Annotated in this window: 17 protein-coding genes; 7 read left to right on the forward strand and 10 right to left on the reverse strand. The window is 61.6% G+C overall.

Annotation, left to right across the window (positions count from 1 at the left end):
- The first annotated feature begins 113 nt into the window (after positions 1–113).
- Both purU and fdhA read left to right on the forward strand, forming a co-directional pair.
- On the forward strand, positions 114–971 hold the full coding sequence (purU, locus tag HBJ59_RS16670) for a formyltetrahydrofolate deformylase (RefSeq protein ID WP_167664144.1): 858 nt from the start codon (positions 114–116) through the stop codon (positions 969–971).
- 194 nt (positions 972–1,165) lie between these two features.
- The gene (fdhA, locus tag HBJ59_RS16675; RefSeq protein ID WP_076017836.1) at positions 1,166–2,365 is read left to right on the forward strand and encodes a formaldehyde dehydrogenase, glutathione-independent; all 1,200 of its coding nucleotides are present in this window, start codon (positions 1,166–1,168) and stop codon (positions 2,363–2,365) included.
- Between the two features lie 65 nt (positions 2,366–2,430).
- On the opposite strand, the gene HBJ59_RS16680 is transcribed toward fdhA, so the two are convergent.
- The 3 genes from HBJ59_RS16680 to HBJ59_RS16690 all read right to left on the reverse strand — a co-directional run bounded on the left by HBJ59_RS16680 (position 2,431) and on the right by HBJ59_RS16690 (position 4,283).
- Positions 2,431–2,889 (reverse strand): anti-sigma factor domain-containing protein, encoded by a 459-nt coding sequence (locus HBJ59_RS16680; protein ID WP_076017839.1) that lies wholly within the window; start codon positions 2,887–2,889, stop codon positions 2,431–2,433.
- A gap of 84 nt (positions 2,890–2,973) precedes the next feature.
- Entirely contained in the window at positions 2,974–3,651 is a 678-nt protein-coding gene (locus HBJ59_RS16685) for an anti-sigma factor domain-containing protein (protein ID WP_167664145.1), read from the reverse strand.
- Positions 3,648–4,283: a sigma-70 family RNA polymerase sigma factor gene (locus HBJ59_RS16690; protein ID WP_076017841.1), complete on the reverse strand. Its 636-nt coding sequence runs from the start codon at positions 4,281–4,283 to the stop codon at positions 3,648–3,650. The genes HBJ59_RS16685 and HBJ59_RS16690 overlap by 4 nt, the downstream gene beginning before the upstream one ends.
- 153 nt (positions 4,284–4,436) lie before the next feature.
- Between HBJ59_RS16690 and HBJ59_RS16695 the strand changes: the two genes are divergently transcribed.
- Positions 4,437–5,006: a DUF2780 domain-containing protein gene (locus HBJ59_RS16695; protein WP_076017842.1), complete on the forward strand. Its 570-nt coding sequence runs from the start codon at positions 4,437–4,439 to the stop codon at positions 5,004–5,006.
- On the opposite strand, the gene HBJ59_RS16700 is transcribed toward HBJ59_RS16695, so the two are convergent.
- The gene (locus HBJ59_RS16700) at positions 5,003–5,890 is read right to left on the reverse strand and encodes an acyltransferase (protein WP_167664146.1); all 888 of its coding nucleotides are present in this window, start codon (positions 5,888–5,890) and stop codon (positions 5,003–5,005) included. The two genes, HBJ59_RS16695 and HBJ59_RS16700, sit on opposite strands and share 4 nt — an antisense overlap.
- Positions 5,891–6,062: 172 nt before the next feature.
- Here HBJ59_RS16700 and HBJ59_RS16705 point away from each other — a divergent pair, with 172 nt between their 5' ends.
- The 4 genes from HBJ59_RS16705 to creD are packed head-to-tail and all read left to right on the forward strand — an operon-like array spanning position 6,063 to position 10,064.
- Complete coding sequence (locus tag HBJ59_RS16705; protein WP_076017844.1) at positions 6,063–6,563, forward strand: ATP-dependent zinc protease; 501 nt, start codon at positions 6,063–6,065, stop codon at positions 6,561–6,563.
- Positions 6,564–6,572: 9 nt separating this feature from the next.
- Positions 6,573–7,241 carry a two-component system response regulator CreB gene (gene creB, locus HBJ59_RS16710; protein WP_076017845.1) on the forward strand — a complete coding sequence of 223 codons (669 nt, stop codon included), beginning with the start codon at positions 6,573–6,575 and terminating at the stop codon, positions 7,239–7,241.
- Complete coding sequence (gene creC, locus HBJ59_RS16715; protein ID WP_167664147.1) at positions 7,241–8,680, forward strand: two-component system sensor histidine kinase CreC; 1,440 nt, start codon at positions 7,241–7,243, stop codon at positions 8,678–8,680. Before creB ends, creC begins: the two co-directional genes overlap by 1 nt.
- Before the next feature lie 52 nt (positions 8,681–8,732).
- Positions 8,733–10,064, forward strand: coding sequence for a cell envelope integrity protein CreD (gene creD / locus HBJ59_RS16720; RefSeq protein ID WP_167664148.1), 1,332 nt, complete (start codon positions 8,733–8,735; stop codon positions 10,062–10,064).
- A gap of 204 nt (positions 10,065–10,268) precedes the next feature.
- Here creD and HBJ59_RS16725 read toward each other — a convergent pair whose 3' ends face one another.
- From HBJ59_RS16725 to HBJ59_RS16750, 6 genes are all read right to left on the reverse strand, one after another.
- Complete coding sequence (locus HBJ59_RS16725; protein ID WP_167664149.1) at positions 10,269–10,898, reverse strand: glutathione S-transferase; 630 nt, start codon at positions 10,896–10,898, stop codon at positions 10,269–10,271.
- A gap of 99 nt (positions 10,899–10,997) precedes the next feature.
- Complete coding sequence (locus HBJ59_RS16730) at positions 10,998–11,174, reverse strand: DUF4175 domain-containing protein (RefSeq protein WP_167664150.1); 177 nt, start codon at positions 11,172–11,174, stop codon at positions 10,998–11,000.
- Complete coding sequence (locus HBJ59_RS16735) at positions 11,171–12,274, reverse strand: PepSY domain-containing protein (protein WP_167664151.1); 1,104 nt, start codon at positions 12,272–12,274, stop codon at positions 11,171–11,173. Before HBJ59_RS16735 ends, HBJ59_RS16730 begins: the two co-directional genes overlap by 4 nt.
- A gap of 62 nt (positions 12,275–12,336) precedes the next feature.
- Entirely contained in the window at positions 12,337–14,766 is a 2,430-nt protein-coding gene (locus tag HBJ59_RS16740) for a TonB-dependent siderophore receptor (protein ID WP_167664152.1), read from the reverse strand.
- 132 nt (positions 14,767–14,898) lie between these two features.
- Positions 14,899–15,876, reverse strand: coding sequence for a FecR family protein (locus tag HBJ59_RS16745; RefSeq protein WP_167664153.1), 978 nt, complete (start codon positions 15,874–15,876; stop codon positions 14,899–14,901).
- The gene (locus HBJ59_RS16750; RefSeq protein ID WP_076017853.1) at positions 15,873–16,391 is read right to left on the reverse strand and encodes an RNA polymerase sigma factor; all 519 of its coding nucleotides are present in this window, start codon (positions 16,389–16,391) and stop codon (positions 15,873–15,875) included. Before HBJ59_RS16750 ends, HBJ59_RS16745 begins: the two co-directional genes overlap by 4 nt.
- Positions 16,392–16,421: the final 30 nt, after the last annotated feature.

Below are 16,421 nucleotides of genomic sequence, written 5' to 3' on the forward strand. Positions count from 1 at the left end.
CCCAATAAGGTCAGCGCATTTTTTCTGAAAACAACCGAATGGCAGGTTTTGGGGCTGCTTCGCAGCCCAACGGGGGACAAGCCCCCTCGCCACAAAGGCCTGAGGATTCGAATATGAGCCGCGTACCCGATACATGGATTTTGACCGCCGACTGCCCCAGCGTGCTCGGCACGGTGGACGCGGTGACCCGCTATCTGTTCGAGCAGGGCTGCTACGTCACTGAGCACCACTCGTTTGATGACCGCCTTTCGGGCCGTTTCTTCATCCGCGTGGAGTTTCGCCAGCCCGACGGTTTTGACGAACAAGGCTTCCGCGATGGCCTGGCCACCCGCGGTGAAGCGTTCGGCATGATCTTCGAACTGACCGCGCCGAACTACCGGCCGAAAGTGGTGATCATGGTCTCCAAGGCCGATCACTGCCTCAACGATCTGCTCTACCGCCAGCGCATCGGCCAACTGTCGATGGACGTGGTCGCCGTGGTCTCCAACCACCCGGACCTCAAGCCCCTGGCCGACTGGCATCAGATTCCCTATTACCACTTTCCCTTGGACCCCAACGACAAGCCGTCCCAAGAGCGCCAGGTGTGGCAGGTGATCGAAGAGTCGGGCGCTGAGCTGGTGATCCTTGCGCGCTACATGCAAGTGCTGTCGCCGGAGCTGTGCCGCAAGCTCGATGGTAAAGCCATCAACATCCACCACTCCCTGCTGCCCGGTTTCAAGGGCGCCAAGCCGTATCACCAGGCCTACAACAAGGGCGTGAAACTGGTGGGCGCTACCGCGCACTACATCAACAACGATTTGGACGAAGGCCCGATCATCGCCCAGGGCGTTGAGGTGGTGGACCACAGTCACTATCCGGAAGACTTGATTGCCAAGGGGCGGGATATCGAAGGCCTGACCCTGGCCCGGGCCGTGGGGTATCACATTGAGCGGCGGGTGTTTCTGAACGCCAATCGAACAGTGGTGCTCTGATGGACGCCTTCGCGAGCAAGCCCGCTCCCACATTCGACCGCATTTCAAAGGTAGGACTCGGTCAACTGTGGGAGCGGGCTTGCTCGCGAAGAGGCCCTTACTAACAACGCAAAAACAGCATCTGTACCCGAGCACTTTAACGCGCTGCCTGCCTGGGCAACGCGGTTTCATAAAAACAACAGCGAGGTGAAAGCATGTCTGGTAATCGTGGTGTCGTGTATCTCGGCAACGGCAAGGTCGAAGTACAGAAAATCGACTATCCCAAAATGCAGGACCCCCGTGGCAGGAAGATTGAGCACGGCGTCATCCTGCGCGTGGTTTCCACCAACATCTGCGGCTCCGACCAACACATGGTGCGCGGCCGTACCACTGCCCAGACCGGCCTGGTCCTGGGCCACGAAATCACCGGTGAAGTGATCGAGAAGGGCAGCGGCGTCGAAAACCTGAAAATCGGCGACCTGGTCTCGGTACCGTTCAACGTTGCCTGCGGCCTCTGCCGCTCCTGCAAAGAACAACACACCGGTGTGTGCCTGAGCGTCAACCCGGCCCGTCCGGGCGGTGCTTATGGCTACGTCGATATGGGCGATTGGACCGGCGGCCAAGCCGAATACGTGTTGGTGCCTTACGCCGATTTCAACCTGCTGAAACTGCCGGACCGCGACAAGGCCATGGAGAAAATCCGTGACCTGACGTGCCTCTCCGACATTCTCCCGACCGGCTACCACGGTGCGGTCACTGCGGGCGTTGGTCCAGGCAGCACGGTCTACATTGCCGGTGCCGGCCCGGTCGGCCTGGCTGCGGCCGCTTCAGCACGTCTATTGGGCGCTGCGGTAGTGATCATCGGCGACGTCAACCCGATCCGCCTGGCCCACGCCAAGGCCCAGGGTTTTGAAATCGCCGACCTGTCCACCGACACCCCACTGCACGAACAAATCGCCGCGCTGCTCGGCGAGCCGGAAGTGGATTGCGCGGTGGATGCGGTGGGCTTTGAAGCGCGCGGCCACGGGCATGACGGCGTTAAGCACGAGGCTCCGGCCACCGTGCTCAACTCATTGATGGGCGTGGTGCGGGTGGCCGGCAAAATCGGCATCCCGGGCCTGTATGTGACTGAAGACCCGGGTGCGGTGGATGCTGCCGCGAAAATGGGCAGCCTGAGCATCCGCTTTGGCCTGGGTTGGGCCAAGTCCCACAGCTTCCACACCGGGCAGACGCCGGTGATGAAGTACAACCGTCAGCTGATGCAGGCGATCATGTGGGACCGCATCAAGATTGCCGACATTGTAGGCGTGGAAGTCATCAGCCTGGATGACGCGCCACGTGGCTACGGCGAGTTCGATGCGGGTGTGCCGAAGAAGTTTGTGATCGATCCGCACAAGTTGTTCAGCGCGGCTTAAATCGCGGGCAAATAAAAAGGCGACCTTGGGGTCGCCTTTTTTGCATCTGCGGTTGGGTGGGTCACTCAGCGAATCGCCAAAGCCCCCTGATACACCGTTGGCCCCGTCGGCTGCTTGGTTACCGAGCCGCCCTTGGTTTCCGAACTGACCATCAGCGTCACCGGTTTGCTGATCGACTCCTGCTGGCGCGGGTTGATGCCAATAATGCCTTTGCCGTCTTCCGGCAACAGGCCCAGCGACACCGGCGTACCGTCAGCCGGGACGGCCCACAGCTCCAGGCTTTGGTCCGGGGCCGGTGCCGTGGCGGCAATCGGCTGCACTTCGAGGTAATCCTTGTGGGCCACGATCTGCGCGGCTGGTTGCTGGGTGGTGTTCACCAGCAGTGCGGCAGACTTGACGCTGTCCTGGGTATAAAGCGCGCCGCCGACACCGGCGACTACCACCAAACAAGCGCCGACGAACAGGCGCGGGCGGCTCCAAAATGAAGGCTTGTGCTCAATCACTTGGGGGTTGATTGCAGTCATTTGGCTCTTCCTGACATGTTTTGTAGTCTTTCATGGACCCAAGTAACGGCGATCGGTTCCTCAACCGCCGCCTTGGGCCTCGAATCAGAGTGATGCCAATTGGCCCTGATACAGCACCGGCCCGGTGGGTTGTCCGGTCGGCGAACCACCTTGGGGCTCAAGGCTCACTGCCAGCGTCAGCGGCGCCGTCAGGAGCGCCTGGTGTTCTTTGCTCAACTGGATCCGGCCTTTACCCGAGACCGGCACCAGCCCGAGAGAGATCGGTTTGCCGCCCTTGGGAATTGCCCACAGCTCCAGGTCCCGAGCGGGTTCCACGGCCGCCAAGGCCAGCGGTTCAACCTGCAGATGGTCCGCATAGGCCTGGATCTTCAGCGCAGGCTGCTGGTTAGCCGCAACCAGGGTGGCGTTGTATTCCACCCCAAGATCGCGCTGGTACAACACACCCACCAACACCACGATCACCACCCCGCACGCCACCACCAGCAACCGCAGGTTCATCCAGAACGGCTTCTTCGCTGGCATATGCAGCACTTGCGGTTCAATGCGTGCCTTGATGCCTTCCCACACGTGATCCGGCACCGGCCGTTCAGGCAGCGGCCCGGTGAGGCTGGCGAGGGCGTCCTGCCAGTGTCCCAGCTCAACGCGCAGCGCGGCATCGTCCAGCAACAGTGCGTCAAAGCGCCGACGAGCGGTGGCAGGCATCAGCCCGATGGCGTAGTCAGCCGCGAGGGCGCGGCGCAGGGAGGTGGTCTGGTAGTTCATGATTCAAGGCACCTGCGCAAGCGCTCCATGCCGCGGCGAATCCAGGATTTGACCGAGCCCAGCGGCGCGGCCAAGTGGTCGGCCAACTCCGAGCAGGACAAGCCCTGGAAGTAAGCCACGGTGATCGATTGACGCTGCATGCCTTCGAGGCTGTCGAGGCAGCGGTTCAGGGCGTGGGCTTCGCGCTCGCTGTCGAGCAATTCATGAGCGCTGGGGCTTTCGTCGGCCATGGCATCTTGCTGGCCGTCGCCCAAGGGTTGTTCGCGGTGTTTGCGTAACTGGTCGATGGCCAGGTTGCGGGTGATGTTGATCATCCAGGTCAGCGGCGCCGACAAGTGGGCTTCATACCGCGAGGCGTTGAACCAGATGCGCACGAAGCTTTCCTGCAAGACTTCTTCAGCCAGGTCCCGGCGACCCATGAACCGCAGGGCGACACCGTGCAAACGCGGGGAAACGCTGCGGTAGAGCGTTTCGAACGCCTGGCGGTTACCCAGGGAGCACTGGGCCAGCAATTGCCGTAGCTGATCTGCATCGAGGGTCGAAATGGGGCTTCTCCAGGCGCTTGCATCAGGGCGATGTGACGGCGCACGGTAAAGAGGGCAGGCTGAGGTTAGTCCAGCTTGGGCATTCATTCCATCGACCTCCGCGCGACTCGTGGTGGATATACGCAGCGCAGGGCAGTTCGGATGCAGTGGTTTTCTGAACTAATCTGTGAGGTGGGAACAATCTTTCGTAACACCCAGTCAAACCCCTGCTTTTAGCGCTTACTTTCAGAGGTTGTCTTGATGAAGATTTCACGCGGTTTTGCCCTGTCCTGCCTGTTGACCGTGGCGGCCAGCCCGGTGTTTGCGGCAGGTTTCAGCCTAGGCGACGTAGCCAATGCCGTTTCAGGCGCACAGGGTGGCGACAAGGCAGCAGCGGCTGCGCCGACCTCACAGACCGCCGGCTTGCTGGGCGCCCTGACCTCGCAACTGAACGTGACCCCAGAGCAGGCCGTCGGCGGTACCGGCGCGATGCTGGGCCTGGCCAAGAATAAATTGGGTGGCGGTGATTACTCGCAACTGACCCAGAGCGTACCTGGGTTGGACAAGCTCTCCGGCAGCAACTCCCTGGGCAGCCTTGGCGCCCTGAGCGGCATGCTCGGCCAGAGCGGCGGCAGCAAGACTTCGGGTCTGGACGGCGTGCTGGGTAACGTTAAGAACACCAACGACCTGAACACCGCGTTCAGTGCGCTGGGCATGGACAGTGGGATGGTTGGTCAGTTTGCCCCGGTTATCCTGAAATACCTGGGCGGCCAAGGCGCCAGCGAGTCGGTGCTGGGCAAACTGGCTTCGGCCTGGGGCACTGGCGGCTAAGACCGCTCTGCGCGCAGTTGGGCGATGCGCGCATCCTTCTCCTTCCAGAGCTGGTTGACCCAGTTCTGGACGGTCTGGCGAAACGCCGGATCGTTTTCGTAATCCCCCCGCCACAACACCGGATCCAGTTCACGGGTGCGGATATCCACGATCACCTTCGGCACTGCGCCACTGATCAAGTCCCAGAAGCCCGGAATGTTTTCCTGTGGATAAACCACGGTGACGTCGAGCACCGCATCCAGCTGTTCACCCAACGCCGCGAGCACGAACGCCACGCCACCCGCCTTGGGTTTGAGCAGGCGCTGGAAGGGTGAATCCTGCTGTTTGCGCTTGGCCGGGGTGAACCGCGTGCCTTCCAGGTAATTCACCACCGTGACCGGCTGGCGCTTGAACAGCTCACAGGCCTCCTTGGTGATCTTCAGGTCCTGGCCTGCCAGCTCCGGGTGCTTGGCCAGGAATGCCTTGGTGTAGCGCTTCATGAACGGGTAATCCAGCGCCCACCAGGCCAGGCCCAGGAAGGGTACCCAGATCAGTTCCTTTTTCAGGAAGAACTTGAAGAACGGCGTGCGCCGGTTGAGGGCCTGGATCAGTGCGGGGATGTCGACCCAGGATTGGTGGTTGCTGATCACCAGGTAGGACGTGTCGCTTCGCAGGTCGCCGCCGCCGCGAATGTCCCATTGGGTGGGGATGCACAGGGCGAAGATCAGCTTGTCGATCTCGGCCCAGGTCTCGGCGATCCACATGACGGCCCAGGAGGCGTAGTCGCGCAAGCGACCGGGCGCCACCAGCTTGAGCAGGGCAAACACCATCAACGGCCCGAACAGCACCAAGGTGTTGAGCAATAGCAGCAATGTGACGAAACAGCCGGTGAGCAGGCGGCGCATAAGTAACTCTTGGAATCATTTTGGCCCGCCATGATAAGCAGCTTGGGTCTAGAGGCCAAATCGCAAATAAGCTGACGAATGTTTCACAGCGGGCTGGGTATGCTCTGTGATCTAACTAAGCGGCGATTTTGCAGTCTAGAATTGGCCCATCTATTTCAAGGAAACCTCCTACGTGAAATCCATCCTTGCCCTGCTAGCACTCGTGGCCTTGCCTGTCATGGCCGCCGAGCCGACCCTCTACGGTCGCTACGAATACATCCAACTGCCGGAAATCGGCGAGACCTTCAAGGCCAAGATGGACACCGGCGCGCTGACCGCCTCGCTGTCGGCCCGGGACATCGAAACCTTCACCCGTGATGGCGACGACTGGGTGCGCTTCCGCCTCGGCGGCAAGGACGCCACCAACAAGGTCTACGAGCACAAGGTGTCGCGCATCAGCAAAATCAAAAGCCGTGCCGACGAAGATGACGACAAGGACGAAGCCACCGTGGCCAAGCGCCCGGTGATCGACCTGGAAATGTGCCTGGGCAACGTCAAGCGCACCGTCGAGGTCAACCTCACCGACCGCAGCAGCTTCAACTATCCGCTGCTGATCGGCGCCAAGGCCCTGCGTGAATTCGGCGCTGCGGTAAACCCGGCTCGCCGTTACACTGCGGACAAACCGGACTGCTGACGGACCACCATGGCGCATATCCTGATTGTCGAAGACGAAGCGGCTATCGCCGACACGCTGATTTTTGCCCTGCAAGGCGAGGGCTTCACCACCACCTGGCTGAGCCTCGGCCAGGCGGCGCTGGCCCATCAGCGGCAAACCCCGGCCGACCTGATCATCCTCGACATCGGCCTGCCGGATATCACCGGCTTTGAAACCTGCAAACAACTGCGGCGCTTCAGCGAAGTGCCGGTGATGTTCCTCAGCGCCCGGGACGGCGAGATCGACCGCGTGGTGGGCCTGGAGATCGGCGCTGACGACTATGTGGTCAAGCCGTTCAGCCCGCGCGAAGTGGCAGCCCGGGTTCGGGCGATCCTCAAGCGGGTTGGCCCCGGTGTGGCTCCGGCCGTGTTCCAGGTGGACCTGGAGCGTATGCAGATCAGTTATCGCGGGCAGCCGCTTAACCTTACGCGCCATGAATTTCGCTTGCTGCAAAGCTTGTTGGAGCAACCCGAGCGGGTGTTCAGCCGCGAGCAACTTTTGGATGCGGTGGGCGTGGCGGCCGATGCAGGCTACGAGCGCAATATCGACAGCCATATCAAAAGTGTTCGCAGCAAATTGCGCACGGTGGCGCCTGAGTCTGAACCGATCCAGACCCATCGCGGCCTTGGCTACAGCTACAGCCCGGGCAACAGCTGATGCGCCTGGGGATCCGGTTCTTCCTGGTCTATGCGCTGTTTATCGGCCTGACCGGCTATTTCGTACTCAGCACCGTGATGAAGGAAATCCGCCCCGGTGTGCGCCAGTCCACCGAGGAAACCCTGGTGGACACCGCCAACCTGCTGGCGGAAATCCTGCGCGAGGATGTGAAGAACGGCACCCTCGGCCAGAGCCATTGGCCCGAGCTGCTCAAGGCCTACGGCGAACGCCAGCCCGGCGCCAACATTTGGGGCCTGCCGAAAAACCAGGTCAACCACCGCATCTACGTCACCGACGCCAAGGGCATCGTGTTGCTGGACTCCAGCGGCGAGGCCGTGGGCGAGGATTACTCGAAGTGGAATGACGTGTACCTGACGCTGCGCGGCGAATATGGTGCGCGCTCGACCCGCAGCGAACTGGACGACCCCGCTTCGTCGGTGATGCACGTCGGCGCGCCGATCCGCGATAACGGGCAGATCATCGGCGTGGTCACCGTCGCCAAGCCCAACAGCTCATTGCAGCCCTACGTGGACCGCACCGAACACCGGCTGCTGTGGTACGGCGCCGGGCTGGTTGGCCTCGGCCTGTTGTTTGGCGCGTTGTTGTCGTGGTGGTTGAGTGTCGCGCTGCGCCGGCTCACGGCATATGCCCAGGCAGTCAGCGAAGGCCGGCGTGCCGAGTTGCCGCACTATCGCGGCGGTGAGCTGGAGCAGCTTTCTACTGCGGTGGAGCACATGCGCACCCAGCTGGAAGGCAAGGCGTACGTCGAGCGTTATGTGCACACCCTGACCCACGAACTTAAAAGCCCGCTGGCGGCGATTCGCGGGGCGGCGGAGCTGTTGCAGGGCGACATGTCCCGGGATCAGCAGCAGCGTTTCGTGGGCAATATCGACAGTGAAAGTGCGCGCTTGCAGCAGTTGATTGAACGCCTGCTGAACCTGGCTCAGGTGGAGCAGCGCCAGGGCCTTGAAGACCAGAGCAGCCTGTCGCTGGCAGCGCTGGTGAGCGAAGTGCTCAAGGCTCAATGCGCGCGCATCGAAGGTGCAGGGTTGCAGGTTGAGCAGGCGATTGCGGCGGATGTGCAGGTGTACGGCGAGCCGTTCCTGCTGCGTCAGGCCCTGGGAAATCTGCTGGAAAACGCCCTGGATTTCACCCCGCCCGGTGGCGCCTTGCGGTTCAGCGCCAAGGCCTTGAGTGACGGCATCGAATTCACCCTGTTCAACCAGGCCGAGCCGATTCCCGAATACGCCTTGCCGCGCCTCAGCGAGCGTTTCTATTCCCTGCCGCGCCCGTCCAGCGGGCGCAAGAGCACCGGCCTTGGGCTCAATTTTGTCGAAGAGGTGATGAAGCTGCACGGCGGCTCACTGCAGATCGGCAACGTGCCCGGTGGCGTGCAGGTGAAACTGCATCTCCACACAGTCTCCACATTCCCTTCATAAAGTCCCCTTAAGCGCCCGCCAGACTCTCCCCCATCAAAACAGGGAGAGCTTCATGAACCGCAATCTGCTTTTCAAACTGGGCACCATCGCGCTGCTGGTGGTGCTGTTGTTGATTCCGTTGCTGATGATCCACGGGGTGATTACCGACCGTCAGCAGATGCGTGACGATGTCTTGCAGGACATCGCCCGCAGCTCCAGCTACAGCCAGCTCCTCAACGGCCCGGTGATGGTGGTGCCTTATCGCAAGACCGTCAGGGAGTGGAAGCTCAATGAAAAGCTCAATAAACGCTACGAAGAAACCCGTGAGGTGCGCGGCCGTCTGTATTTCCTGCCGGAGCTATTTGCCCTCGACGGGCAGGTGCAAACCGAAGTGCGCTCCCGGGGCATTTACCAGGCGCGGCTGTTCCACGCCGACAGCCGGATCAGCGGGCGCTTTGTATTGCCGGAGCAATTGGGTATCAAGGATGATTTTGCCGATTACCGGTTTGACCCGGCGTATCTGGCGGTGGGTATCAGTGACATTCGCGGCATCGAAAACGCGCTGAAGCTGGAGCTGGGCAGTCAGCAACTGGAGTTTTCGCCGGGCACTCAAGTGGCATGGCTGGGGGAGGGCGTACACGTGATGCTGCCCGAGCAGGACAGCAAGAAGCCGGCACCCTTTGACTTCGCCTTTGACCTGCGCCTGCAAGGCACCGAGCGACTGCAAGTGGTGCCGGTGGGCAAGACCAGCCAGGTCAAGCTGGCGTCCAACTGGCCGCACCCGAGCTTTATCGGCAACTTCCTGCCGTCCCAGCGCGAGGTCACCGCTCAAGGCTTTTCCGCCAATTGGCAGACCACATTTTTCTCCACCAACCTGGAAGAAACCATGCGCGGCTGCTCGTGGGACCAGGTGTGTGACGACTTCAATGGGCGCAGCTTCGGCGTGAGCTTTATCGACCCGGTGGACCAGTACCTCAAGAGCGACCGGGCGATCAAATATGCGCTGTTGTTTATCGCCCTGACGTTTGCCGGTTTCTTTCTGTTCGAGGTGCTCAAGAGCCTGGCGGTGCACCCGATCCAGTACGCATTGGTGGGGTTTGCCCTGGCGTTTTTCTACCTGCTGCTGTTGTCGTTGTCGGAGCACATCGGGTTTGCCCCGGCGTATCTGATATCGGCGACTGCCTGTGTGGTGCTGATTGGATTTTACGTCTGCCATGTGCTGCGCAGTGTCGCCCATGGCCTGGGATTTTCTGCGGGGTTGGCGGCGTTGTATGGCTTGCTGTACGGGTTGCTGAGTGCCGAGGATTACGCGTTGTTGATGGGTTCGTTGCTGCTGTTCGGGTTGTTGGGCACGGTGATGGTGCTGACCCGCAAGCTGGATTGGTATGGGGTGGGCAAGCGATGAGTCGATCTCTGGGCTTGCGTGAGGATCGGCGAGAGGGCGCGCAGTTGCTGGCGAGGATTATCGGCTTTCTCACCGATTCCGCCGCCCACTGTAGGAGCGAGCTTGCTCGCGAAGAACCTGAGAGCGCCGCGTTAAACCAGAAGCGCTGCGTTATCGTTGGCGATTTTCGCGAGCAAGCTCGCTCCTACAAGGGTGGCTTGGCTTTTAAATAGGCGGCTGGGTCTGGAGCATCGAAGGCCGCTGACTCACCTCGGCATACCACGCCGCCAGCTTCGGATGGCTTGACCGCCACTGCATGTCCGGGTGGCGGAAGTCCAGGTAAGCCAGTGCACACGCCACGCTGATCGCCGCCACATCAAACGGCCCGGCCAGCTCGGCAACGGCGTCCTGTTCCAGCATGTCGAGGGCGCGGCGGATCTTGTCCCGCTGGCCTTCCAGCCACAGGTCCCAGTGTTTTTCCTCGGGGCGCATGGCGGTTTCATAACGCACCAGCACGGCGGCATCCATGATGCCGTCGGCGGTCGAGGCCAGGGTCAGGCGGCGCCAGCGGGCCGGGCCGTCGCGGGGGATCAGTGGAGTGCCGGTATGTTGATAGTCGAGGTAATCGAGGATCACCCGGCTGTCGTGTAATGCATTGCCATCGGCCAGGCGCAGGGCAGGAATCTTGCCCAACGCGTTGTCCAGGATTACATCGGCATCGGGCTTGACCGGCGTCGGCACGCAGGTGTGCAAGGTCACGTGATCCAGTTGGCCGGTCTCGTGCAATAGCACCCGTACTTTGCGAACAAACGGCGAGGCAGGGTTGTGGAACAACGTCATGCTTGGGGTGGACATGGGCATTCCTCTGTAGGAGCGAGCTTGCTCGCGAAAGGCGTCAACGATAACGCAGCGCGTCTGGTTTAACGCGGCGCTCTCAGGTTTTTCGCGAGCAAGCTAGCGCCTACAAAAGGCCCATACCCCAATTGCAGCCGGAATGCCCAGCCCCACCCAGCTCAACGAATCCCACAACCCGTCCCCCAGCAACGCCGCAAACAACCCGGCAGCACTCAGCAGCCCGATGGCCAGCGGGATACCGAACACCTTCCAGAAATTCGACTGCCGCGGCTTCATGACTTGGCCGCCTTGCGCCGCACCAGCCACAGGTACACGCCACTGCCCAGAACGATAATGGTCAGCACATCCAGCACCGCCCAGAGAATCTTCATCGGCATGCCGCCGTAGTCACCGAAGTGCAGCGGTTGGGACATGCCCATGGCGTCCATGTACCACGGCCGTTCGGCGATGGCGGTGACGTGCAGGTTGCTGGCGTCGATCAACACCGGCGTCAGCAGGTGCGAGGTCAGGTGAGTGCTGCCTTTCATGAACACCGCGTAGTGATGCTCGCTGGAAAAGCGCGTGCCGGGGAACGCGATAAAGTCCGGCTCCATGCCCGGCGCGGCCTTGGCGGCGATCGTCAGCAGGTCGGTGGCGGGGGCGCGCAAGGTCAGCGGCGGGGCGTCTTTGTAGGGTTCGATCATCGCGCTGAGGCTGTCGGTACGCCAGGCGGCGATGATCAGGTCGGCGCAGGCGCTGATCACGCCGGTCACGCCCACCACCAGCGCCCAGGTCAGGGTGACCACGCCGATCAGATTGTGCAGGTCGAGCCAGCGCAGGCGGGTGGATTTGTCCTGGCGCACCGTGGCGAATTTCAGCCGGCGCATGAACGGCAGGTACAACACCGTGCCGGAGATGATCGCCAGCACAAACAGAATGCCCATGAACGCCAACAGCAACTTGCCCGGCAACCCGGCGAACATATCGACGTGCAGGCGCAGCAGGAACATCGTCAGCCCACCGTTGGCCGACGGCGTTTCCACCGCTTCACCGGTGCGGGCGTCGAGCATGAAGGTATGGGACGAATTGGGTTCGGTGCCGGCAGTGGCGGCCATGATCGCGATCACGCCGTTCTTGTCGTCTTCGTCCCACGCCAGGTATTGCATGGCTTCGCCGGGGCGATGGGCCTGGGCTTTGGCTACCAGTTGTTCAAGGTTCAGCTGTGGGGTGTCAGCCGGCATGTGTGCCAGTTCGGGTTCGTTGCCCAGCAGGTGATCGATCTCGTGGTGGAAGATCAATGGCAGGCCGGTGAGGGCGAGCAGCAGTAGGAATACGGTGCAGACGAGGCTGGTCCAGGTGTGGATGAAGGACCAGCGGCGGATGGTTTTGCTTTTCATTTTCTAGCCTTCAGACACACCGAAGCCGCCCACAGGGGCGGCCTGGTTGTTAGCTCAGTCGATTACCACTGGTAGGTGGCACTGGCGACCACGCTGCGTTGGTCGCCGTAGTAGCAGTACGAAGCGTCGCAGGTGGAAATGTAGTCCTTGTCGAACAGGTTGGTGGCGTTGAGTTTCAGCGATGCACCTTTGAGACTGTTGTCCAGGCGGCTGAGGTCGTAATGCACGGAGGCATCGAACACGGTGTAGGCATCGGCTTTGCCCAGCCAGGTGTTGCCTTGGTCGCCATAGGTGTTGCCGGTGTAGCGGGCACCCGCGCCAATACCAAAGCCGTCGAGTACACCGGCGTGCCAGGTGTAGTCAGTCCACAGGGACGCTTGCTGGTTCGGCATCAGTTGCAGGCGGTTGCCTTTGTATTGGCCTTTTTGAACTTCGGATTTGGCCAAGGTGTACGCAGCGATGACCTTGAGGTTCTCGGTCACGTCAGATACGGCTTCCAGCTCCAGTCCCTTGACCTTCACTTCGCCGGTCTGGTTGGTGATCGACTGGCCACCGGCACCGAAGCTGGTAACCAGCACGTTCTTTTGGGTCAGGTCGTAGACGGCCGCACTCAGCAGAGTATTAGAGCCGGGCGGCTGGTACTTGACCCCCAGTTCCCATTGCTTGCCTTCGGTGGGTTTGTACGACTCGGTCGGCGAGACGCTGGCGTTGCTCGCTGGCTGGAACGATTCGGCGTAGGAGAGGTACGGCACGAAGCCCGAATCGAACACATAGCTCAGCGCGGCGTTGCCACTGAAGTTCTTGCTGCGATCAGTGTTGGTCGCATCGTTTTTGTTGAAGTACGTGGTGCCTTGGTGCACCCAGTCTTCACGACCGCCCAGGGTCAAGCGCCACTTGTCCAAGGCCATTTGGTCTTGGGCGTATAGGCCGGTCTGGATGGTTTTCTGGTTGTAGTCGTAATAGGCCGTGGAGCGCGCCGGGCGCACCACCGGTGTGGTGTTGACCGGGTTGTAGAGGTTGACCGTTCCGCCATCACCGAAGATCGACAGGTACGAGGTGTCGGTGCGCTGGTGATCCAGGCCGAGCAGCACGGTGTGGGTAATGTCGCCGGTGGCGAAGTCAGCCTGGAAATTATTGTCGACGGCGAACTGGCCGATGTTTTCGTCCACGTTGGTCGACCCGCGGCTGGTATTACCCTCGGCATCAATGGTCGAGTAGCCGTAGGAACCCACGGTCAGTTGCTGGAAAGCCAGCTCCGACTTGGTGTAGCGCAGGTTCTGCTTGAACTGCCAGGTGTCGTTGAAGCGATGCTCAAAGGCATAGCCCAGTGCGTAGTAGGTGCGGTCGTAGTACTCGTAGTCCGGGTCACCCAGGTTCTTGTGGTGTGACACTTCGCCCAGTGGCGAGTGGATCTTGGTGCCGACAATCGGCAAAAACTGGCTGGTGGCGCCGGTATCGTCACGGGTGAACTGCGACAGGAAAGTCAGCTTGGTGTCGGTGTCGATGTTCCACGTCAGGCTGGGGGCGATGTTGTAGCGCTTGTTGTCAATGTGATCGACCTGGGTGCCGGCATCGCGCACCACGCCGCTGAGGCCGTAGAGAAACTGGCCTTCATCATCAATCTTGCCGCTGCTGGCGAAGTTGATCTGGCGGTAGTTGTCGCTGCCGTATTGCACTTGGATAGCATTGCTCGATTCAGCGCTGGGACGTCGGCTGACCATGTCCAGCAGGCCGCCTGGCGGGGTTTGGCCGTAGACCGATGAGGCTGGGCCACGCAGCAGCGCGAGGCGGTCGAGGTTCCAGGTTTCCGCTTTCGGGTTGGCGTACACGCCGCGTGGCAGCGGCAGGCCGTCGAGGAATTGGGTAGGTTCGAAGCCGCGAACACGCATCCAGTCGTAGCGGGTGTCACTGCCGTAGCTGGCGGACACGATGCCGGGCATGTATTTGACGGCGTCATCCAGGTTCTGGACGTTGCGGTCCTGCATTTGCTGGCGAGTGGCGACGGAAATCGAACGCGGGGCTTCGACCAGAGCAGTATCGGTCTTGGTGCCGGCAGCGGTACGAGACGCCAGGTAACCCTCCACCGGCCCCCACGCACTTTCCGCATCCGCCTGCCCGGTGATACTGGTCTCCGGCAACGCCACAACCCCATCCGGAATCGCTACCAGGCTGAACGTGCCCGCACTGCTTTGCTCCAGTTGCAGCCCGGTCCCACGCAACGCTTCACGCAACGCGCCCTGTGCATCGAATTGCCCTTTCACCGGCGCGGACGTCTTGCCCGACGCCAACCCTGGATTCAGCGTGAGCGCCAAACCAGCCTGGCTGGCGATCTGGTTCAGGGTGGTGGACAGCGGCGCTGCCGGCAGGTTGTACGCGCGCACGCTGGACGCCTGTTCGGCGGCGATCAACTGAGTGCTGGCCAGCGGGGCGCTGAGGGCAATGGCCACGGCTAACAGGCTGGGGCGCAACAAGGTGTCTAGCGTGCGGGACATAGGGCGGCTCCTGAATGGAAATATTTCTCAATTGCCTATGTGCCGAACGAGATGCAGAAAGTGATAGGGCCGAATGAAAATAATTTCTATTTGGCCCGCATCGGTGGCTCCAGGCGCTATTTTCCGTAGCGGCTATTGCGTGGGCGGCTTGGCCTTTACGGTGACCCACCATGGGGTGTGCTGCTCGATTTGCACGGGCAAGGTCGGCAGCAGTGCATTCAGCGCCAAGTCGGTGTCGTGCAGCGGGAAGCTGCCGGTGATCCGCAGGTCGGCCACCTGTTTATCCACACCCAGGTACCCGGTGCGGTAGCGGCTCAGTTCCTCAATCACATCACCGAGGCGCGCGTTGTCTACCACCAGCATGCCGCGCGTCCAGGCGTCGGTGCCGGGGCTGACAGCCAGCATCGGGCCGAGGCCGTCGCGGCGCATCAGTACTTGCTGGCCTTCCTTGAAGATCTGCTCCTGATGCAACGCCTCAGGCTGCGCGCCGACGGCAGACTGCAACACGCTGAGGCGCGTGCCGTCCTCTTCGCGCTTGACGATAAACCGCGTGCCCAAGGCGCGCAGGCTGCCTTCGCGGGTTTCGACAAAAAACGGGCGGGCGTCGTTGTGGCCGGTCTCGACGAGGATCTCGCCTTCCTGCAACACGATCACTCGACGTTTCTCGTCGAAGCGCACGTCGATGGCGCTGTGGGTATTGAGGTTGATCACCGTACCGTCCGCCAGCTTCAGCGTGCGCTGTTCGCCGGTGGCGGTGCGCTGGTCGGCCAGCCAATAGTTGAGCGGCATGTAGCGCTGGCCGGCGAAGAGCACCAGGCCGCACACCAGCACCACGCTGGCCAGGCCGCTGCCGAGCTTGCGCACGCGGCGACGAATGCCTTCGCGTGACTGCAACAGTGCCGCACGGGCCGGGCCCGAAGCCACGCTGAAACGCTGATCGAGCATGCCCAGTTGGCGCCAGGCCCGGGCGTGTTCTTCATTGCTGGCCAGCCATTTGGCGAATTCTTCCTGTTCCACGGCGCTGCCGTCGCCCGAATCGAGGGACAGTTGCCAGGCAATGGCGGCGTCGAGCACCCGTGCCGAGACCGGCTTGGAGCTGACCGGGCTCACAGCGGCTCGCCATACAGGGCGATGTAGCACTGGCGAATGCCTTGGGCCAGGTATTGCCGCACCCTAGGCACGGAAACCCCGAGGCGCTGGGCGATTTCGGCGTGGCCCATGCCATCCAGGCGGTTATAGAGGAAGGCCGCGCGGGCTTTGCTCGAGAGTTTGCCCAGCAGGCGGTCGATGGCCTTGAGGTCTTCGAGGATCAGTTGCTGCTCTTCCGGTGACGGGTGCTCGCTTTCCGGGATCAGCATCAGCTCGGTGAGGTAAGCCTGTTCCAGCGCGGCGCGGCGGAAGTAGTCGAACAGCAGGCCCTTGGCGATGGCCACCAGGAAGGCCCGCGGCTCGCGGGGTTCGCGCAGTTCTTCACGGCCCAGCAGGCGCATGAAGGTGTCCTGGCTCAGGTCTTCGGCACGGCTGGGGCAGGCCATATTGCGTCGCAGCCACGCCAACAGCCAGCTGCGATGGTCGCGGTATAACGCGCCAACAAGCTCACTGTGGGGACTTTGGATTGACGACAAGGCGACACCGATCGGAAAGTTTAAACTAAC

This window comes from Pseudomonas sp. AN3A02, assembly GCF_011765255.1.
Lineage (GTDB): Bacteria > Pseudomonadota > Gammaproteobacteria > Pseudomonadales > Pseudomonadaceae > Aquipseudomonas.